This is a genomic window from Dietzia cinnamea NBRC 102147, assembly GCF_001571065.1.
Classification (GTDB): domain Bacteria; phylum Actinomycetota; class Actinomycetes; order Mycobacteriales; family Mycobacteriaceae; genus Dietzia; species Dietzia cinnamea.
The window spans coordinates 1-5,777 of the sequence record NZ_BCSW01000088.1 but is presented as its reverse complement, the minus strand read 5'-3'; the positions used below and the strand labels follow the sequence as shown (position 1 = coordinate 5,777).

The 5,777-nt window shown below is 74.5% G+C and carries 5 protein-coding genes and 1 pseudogene; 4 read left to right on the top strand and 2 right to left on the bottom strand.

Annotated features, from left to right (window positions below):
* Positions 1 to 421 (bottom strand): annotated as a pseudogene (locus tag DCI01S_RS15715) (ABC transporter permease); the annotation flags it as partial.
* Positions 418 to 1,173, bottom strand: a complete 756-nt coding sequence (locus DCI01S_RS15710) for an ABC transporter ATP-binding protein (RefSeq protein WP_061230090.1) — start codon at positions 1,171 to 1,173, stop codon at positions 418 to 420. The gene DCI01S_RS15710 and the pseudogene DCI01S_RS15715, both read right to left, overlap by 4 nt.
* Before the next feature lie 159 nt (positions 1,174 to 1,332).
* On the opposite strand from DCI01S_RS15710, the gene DCI01S_RS15705 reads away from it, so the two are divergent.
* The 4 genes from DCI01S_RS15705 (at position 1,333) to DCI01S_RS17375 (ending at position 5,704) form a co-directional block, all read left to right on the top strand.
* Entirely contained in the window at positions 1,333 to 2,343 is a 1,011-nt protein-coding gene (locus DCI01S_RS15705) for a hypothetical protein (protein ID WP_061230089.1), read from the top strand.
* Positions 2,344 to 2,479: 136 nt separating this feature from the next.
* On the top strand, positions 2,480 to 3,340 hold the full coding sequence (locus DCI01S_RS15700) for a hypothetical protein (RefSeq protein WP_156482639.1): 861 nt from the start codon (positions 2,480 to 2,482) through the stop codon (positions 3,338 to 3,340).
* 285 nt (positions 3,341 to 3,625) lie between these two features.
* Positions 3,626 to 4,939, top strand: coding sequence for a hypothetical protein (locus tag DCI01S_RS15695; protein ID WP_061230088.1), 1,314 nt, complete (start codon positions 3,626 to 3,628; stop codon positions 4,937 to 4,939).
* A gap of 150 nt (positions 4,940 to 5,089) precedes the next feature.
* On the top strand, positions 5,090 to 5,704 hold the full coding sequence (locus DCI01S_RS17375; RefSeq protein WP_061230087.1) for a putative Ig domain-containing protein: 615 nt from the start codon (positions 5,090 to 5,092) through the stop codon (positions 5,702 to 5,704).
* Positions 5,705 to 5,777 lie beyond the last annotated feature (73 nt).

Genomic DNA, 5,777 nt, shown 5'->3' with positions numbered 1-5,777 from the left:
CGGGAAGCCGCCCGCCCGCCAGTGGCTGCCAGCGCAGGCCGTCGTCGGTGGCGAGCGTCGTCGTCGTCGTCATCTGTTGGGCGCGACCCTCCACCCGGGCCCGCACGTAGGTCTGCGCGTCCACGGTCACCGCACGCACGCCCGGCGTGGCGGCGATGGCCTCAAGGCCGAGCCGCTGTGATTCGGCCGCCTCCTCCCGCGCGGCCTCGCTGCCGGCGGAGGTCCGGTCGCCGAGGTTCTGCACGAGCACCGCGGTGTTCTCATAGCGCATGCCGAAGGTGGCGTCGGCGCTCGCCGCCATCGTCCGCAGGACGCCCACGGAGGCGAGGACGAACGCCACGGCCACCGCGATCGCCAGCAGCGTCCCCAGGTAGCGGCCCGCGTGGGCGCGCAGCTGACCGAGGACCAGGCGGGCGCTCACGCGGTGGCCGGCCGGCGACCGGCGATCGAGCGCATGGCCGCGTCCACGGCCTCGACGGAGGGGGAGGCCACCTCGTCGGCGATCCGGCCGTCGGCCAGCACCAGCACCGTGTCGGTGTGGGCGGCGGCGTGCGCGTCGTGGGTGACCATGACGACCGTCTGACCGGTCTCGCGCGCGCACGCGCCGAGGAGCCCGAGCACGGCCTCGCCGGACTCGGAATCGAGGTTGCCGGTGGGCTCGTCGGCGAACACCACGTCGGGGCGGGGCAGCAGGGCGCGCGCGATGGCCACCCGCTGCTGCTGGCCGCCCGACAGCTCATGGGGGCGGCGCCTGAGGAGGTCCCCGATCCCGAGCTCACCGACCAGGGCGTCCAGGCGCGCGCGATCGGGGCGGCGGAACGCCATCCGGACGGGCAGCACGATGTTCTCCCGCACGGACAGCGCGGGTACGAGGTTGAAGGACTGGAACACGAAGCCCACGCGGGTGCGTCGCAGTCGGGTGCGGCCGGCGTCGCGCAGGCGCGTGACCTCGGTGGACCCGATCGTCACGGTGCCGGCGTCGGGGGTGTCGAGGCCCGCGAGGCAGTGCATGAGCGTGGACTTCCCGCTGCCGGAGGGGCCCATCACCGCGGTCCAGCGGCCCTTGTCGATGGCCACGTCGACCCCGTCCAGCGCCCGCACCGTCACCCGCCCGTGGGAGTAGGTCTTGCGCAGGCCCTTGGCCCGGATGGCGATCTCGGGGGGTGGGGTCACGTGGGTCCTTCCGTCGCGGCTGGCGTCCGAGAGGTGAGTGTAGGGATCGCCGCGGCGCGCCGAGAATGTCTGTGGCTCGTGTGACTGGTGTGACGTACGATGCGTGTGTGACTGGGCTGGGCCCGGTCGTGCCCAGCTCCCGGACGACAAGGTGACCTCATGTTCCAGCGACGCTCGCACCGCACCGCCCCCCGTTCCCGCACGCTCGCCCTCGGTGGCGCCCTGGCCGCGCTCGCCGTGGTCGGAGGCGGCACGGTCGTGGCCGTGACCGACCCGACCGCCGTCCACGCCGGCGACATCCAGCTCGCGCAGAACGCCACCGATCAGGCCGCTGCGCAGGAGATGCCGCTCGGGACGCCCGTGAACCTCGACCTCGAGCCCGTCGTGGCCCGCGCCGCCGGCGGCACCATCCCGGCCGGCACCACCATCCAGGTCACCGGCCTGCCCGACGGCCTCACCCAGGACGGCTGGGTCATCTCCGGCACGCCCACCCGCGCCGGGGAGTACGAGGTGCTCGTGACCGTGTCCAACGGGGCGCTGTCCCAGTCGCAGAAGGTCGCCATCACCGTCGTCGACGGTGCCGGGGCGGCCGGGCAGGCTGCAACCACCGACGGCGCCGGGGCGGACGCGGAGGGCGACACGGATCCCTCCGCCACCGCCGAGCCGTCCACCACCGACGAGCCCACCACCGACGACGCCCGGCCCGATCCCACGCTCTCGGCGGCGCCCGGCGATCCGAGCCTGGCCGACGGCGCCACCGGGGACGAGAACGAGGCCGGGGACGACGGCGAGGCCGGCACCGGCCCGGACCTGTGCTCGGTCGTCGGGGACGGCGAGCTGGACGGCGCCTCGCTGGCCCAGCTGCTGCCGCTGGTGACCGGCGACCAGGACGGTGCCTCGTCGGGCCTCGTCCTGATGCTGGTCAACGCGGTCGTGGGGCTGCTGCCGTCCGTCCTCGGCGACAGCGGCTCGCTCGGGGGGATCGGCTCTGCGGGGGAGATGCTCTGCACGATCTCGCCCGCACTGCTCGGCGGCCAGTCCGCGGGCGCCGCCGGGGACGACGCCACCCCCGCCGGGGCCGCGGCCACGACCGGTGCGGGCGGCCTCGCAGCCGACCCCACCGCCCTGCTGGGGCTCCTCACCACGGGGGCGGGCAGCCTCGGACAGTGACGCGCGCCGCGCCCGGGGCGATCTCCACCCCCGGGCGCCGGTCTCCGCGTTACAGTTCTCCCGTCGACGACCGGCGCCCCGGAGGGGACGCGGGGGCTCGACCCCGTCCGCCGTAGTCGAAGAGGGTTCATCACACATGTTCACCCGCAAGGTCGTCACCGTCTCCGCCGCCGCGTTCGCGCTGGTCGCCCTCTCCGTTCCCGTCGTCAACGCGCAGGGTGACGCAGTGGCGCCCGACGGGGCGGGCGCGGGCAGCATTCCGCTCGGCAGCCTCGAGTCCGCGGGTCTCGGCGACGGGAGCCTGGCGGACGGCTCCGCTGATGTCGGTGGTGACGCCGGCGAGGGCGACGCCGGCGAGGGCGACGACGGCGAGGGCGACGACAGCGGCCAGGACGGCGACGCCTCGGGCGACGGGTCCGGCTCGGTGGGCGGCGGCTCCCTCGGCAGCCTCGAGGGCGTCACCGGCGAGGACTCGAGCATCGGCGATCTGGCGCCGGAGACGGATGCCGTCTGCGAGCTGCCCGGGCTGGGCGGTTCGGTGGCCAAGTTTTACCCGCTGTTCGGTATCGACGGCGTGCCCACCGGGGTCGTCGACCTCGTCACCTCCGCCTTGGACTCCTTCCCCAACCTGCTCGACGTGGTCGCGGGCGAGGGCGGCGGAACGGCGTCGCTCGAGCAGACGGGATCGTTCGCCGAGGGGCTGTGCGGCACTTTCCTCGGAGGCGAGATGGTCCTTCCGCCGGTCACGGTGATCGTCGACGGCGACGGCAATCCGGTCAGCACCGTCACCGGCGCCACCACTCCCAGCAGCTCCGCCGTCACCTCCACCCTGACGGCCGCGTCGGTGTCCGCCGACGATGCCGGCGAGGACGCCGACGACGCCGACGACGCGGGCGCCGAGGCCTCCGGCGCCGCCGCTGCGGCCGGGGCCCGCGCGGCCGCGACCCCGGACGAGTCCGCCGTCGCACCGGTGCCGACCTCCGTGCCCGTTCCCTGATGGCCTGACGCCCCGAGTTCGCCGCGGCGGTCCGATCCCGACCCAGGGATCGGGCCGCTCGTCATTTGTGCTGTGGCGGTGGAGGAGTGCGCGCCGGATAAGCATCCGCCCACGACCGGCGAGATACCCCTGGGGGTGTGTTACCGGTGTGATTAGCGTGGTGTTAGTGACTTATGTGACAGCAGTAGACAGTTGGTGTGTATGTGATTAGAGTGGCACCCGTAATGGTCTGCGCTCCCGTTCCGGGGAGTGAGCGATCTGAACCCCTCCGGAAGGAACCAGCCGATGCGTGCTCGCCTCGCCCGTCCTCGTCGTATCGTCCGGGGTCGCCTCGTCGCCCCCGTCGCAGCCGCAGCCGCGGTCGCGCTCGTGGGCGGAGTCGTCGTCGCCGCTCCCGACGCCCCGACCGTCAACGGCGACGTCCAGACCGTCGCCGGCTCGTCGTCCTCGGCGTCCCCGCTGATCGTGACCGGTTTCACCGCCGGCGGCGCGGAGGTCTCGGTCGATATCCAAGAGCTGGCCAGCGGTGTGCATGCCGGGATCCAGATCGAGAACGTCGTGGGGCTGCCCGCGGGGCTGACGTACGCCGACGGCAAGATCTCGGGTAAGACGGCGGCCGGCGGCACCCACCACATCACCGTCATCGGCAACGTCAACGGCGCCCCCGTCAGCATCCCCGCCACGCTTGTGGTCAACAACGCCGACGGCACCGCGCCCGCCGGCGCCTCGGGTGGTTCGACGGCAGCGGTCGAGGGCCTCCTCGGTGGGCAGGCAGAGGCCGGCGGCCAGGTCACCACGGGTTCCGACGGCACCGACGCGATCCTCGGGACCGTTGCGGGTATCGTGTCCGCGCTCGGCGGCGACGCCGGCTCGGTCACCGAGCTCGCGACAGGCTCCACCGGTCAGGGCGGTACCACCCCCGTGAGCCCGGGCGCCCCAGAGGGGCCGACCGGCCCGCTGGGCAGCGCCGCCAACGGCGAGCTCGGCCTCGGCAGCCTGTCGAACGGCGCCCCCGAGGCCCCGGAGAACGGGACGCCGGAGAACGAGACGCCTGATGTGAAGGCGCCCACCACCGGCTCGCTCGGCCTGCCGGGCTCCTCGGCCACCGCCGGAGGCGAGGCGGCCGGCGGCATCGACACCTCCAGCCTGGGCCCGCTGGCCCCGCTCGGTTCGCTGATCGACGCCGGCGCCGGGACCGGATCGACCACCGACGGCGAAACCCAGCCCGCCGGGTCCACGACGACCAGCGGAACCACCGACGGCGACACCCAGCCCGCCGGGTCCACGACGACCAGCGGCGGAGAGATCACCGTCCCGGGCTCGTCCTTCCCCGCCGACACCGGCTCCCTCGGCGCCCTGGCCCCGGGGCTGGCAATCACGGGCGCGGCCATGCTCGGTCTCGCGGGCCTGTCCCTCGCGCTCAACGGCGGGTCCTCCACCCCCAGCTCCACGGCGATCCTGCCGGCGCTGCCCGGGTCCACCACCACGGGTGCGACCACGAACGGTGGCTCGTCCGGCTCCACCGCGCCGACCGTGGCCGCCGGTGCTCCGCGCACCGTGCAGGCCCCCGGCCCGACGGTCGCTAACGGCCGCGGCTGACCCCGGAAACTCCCGGCGGTCGCGCAGGCCGCCGGTGACCACGTCCACCCCGGAACCCTCTCACATCGTGAGAAGGCTCCGGGGTGACGTGCTTTGGTGGGCTATCGTGGGTCAGCCGCGAGTCCGCGGCGGTGTCCACGAAAGGCCTGTATGCGCATCTCCCGTCCTGTCATCGCTTCCGCCGTCGCACTCACCGCCATGGCCGCGGTCGGGGCCGCGTCAGGACAGGCGGAGGCACCCGACACCACGCCCGTCGTCGTCGAGGCCACCGACGTGGCGCCCGCCGCCCTCCCGTCGCTCACTCTGCGGGTGGGCGAGTACATGGAGCGCCGGGTCAGTGACTACGTCACCCCGCCGCCCGGCGCCTCGATCCAGTTCCAGGGACTGCCGCCCGGCTTGACCTACGACCCGACCACCACCGCGATCAAGGGCACGCCCACCACCGCCGGCGTCTACAACCCCGTCGCGACCGCCTTCATCTTCGGCGTCCCGGTCCGCACCGAGACCACGCGGGTGACCGTGACCGGAGGCGGGGGAGGCGGAGCCGCACCGGCCCCTGCACCCGCGCCCGCGCCCGCCCCCCGTCCGGCACCCGCGCCCGCACCGGCTCCCGCGCCGGCGCCGGGCACGATCACCATCGCCGACATCGACGGGCTGCCCCTGCCCGAGCCCGTCAGGGAGGCGCTGCGCGGCGCCGCCCTGGCGATCAACGACGGCATCCAGAACGCCTGGAACGCGGTCCCCGCCGGCTCGCTCGGCAAGTAGACCCGCCGGGCGCGCGCAGGTCCACGAACGACGGCGGCCGGCCCCTCGAGCAGGGGCCGGCCGCCGTCGTTCG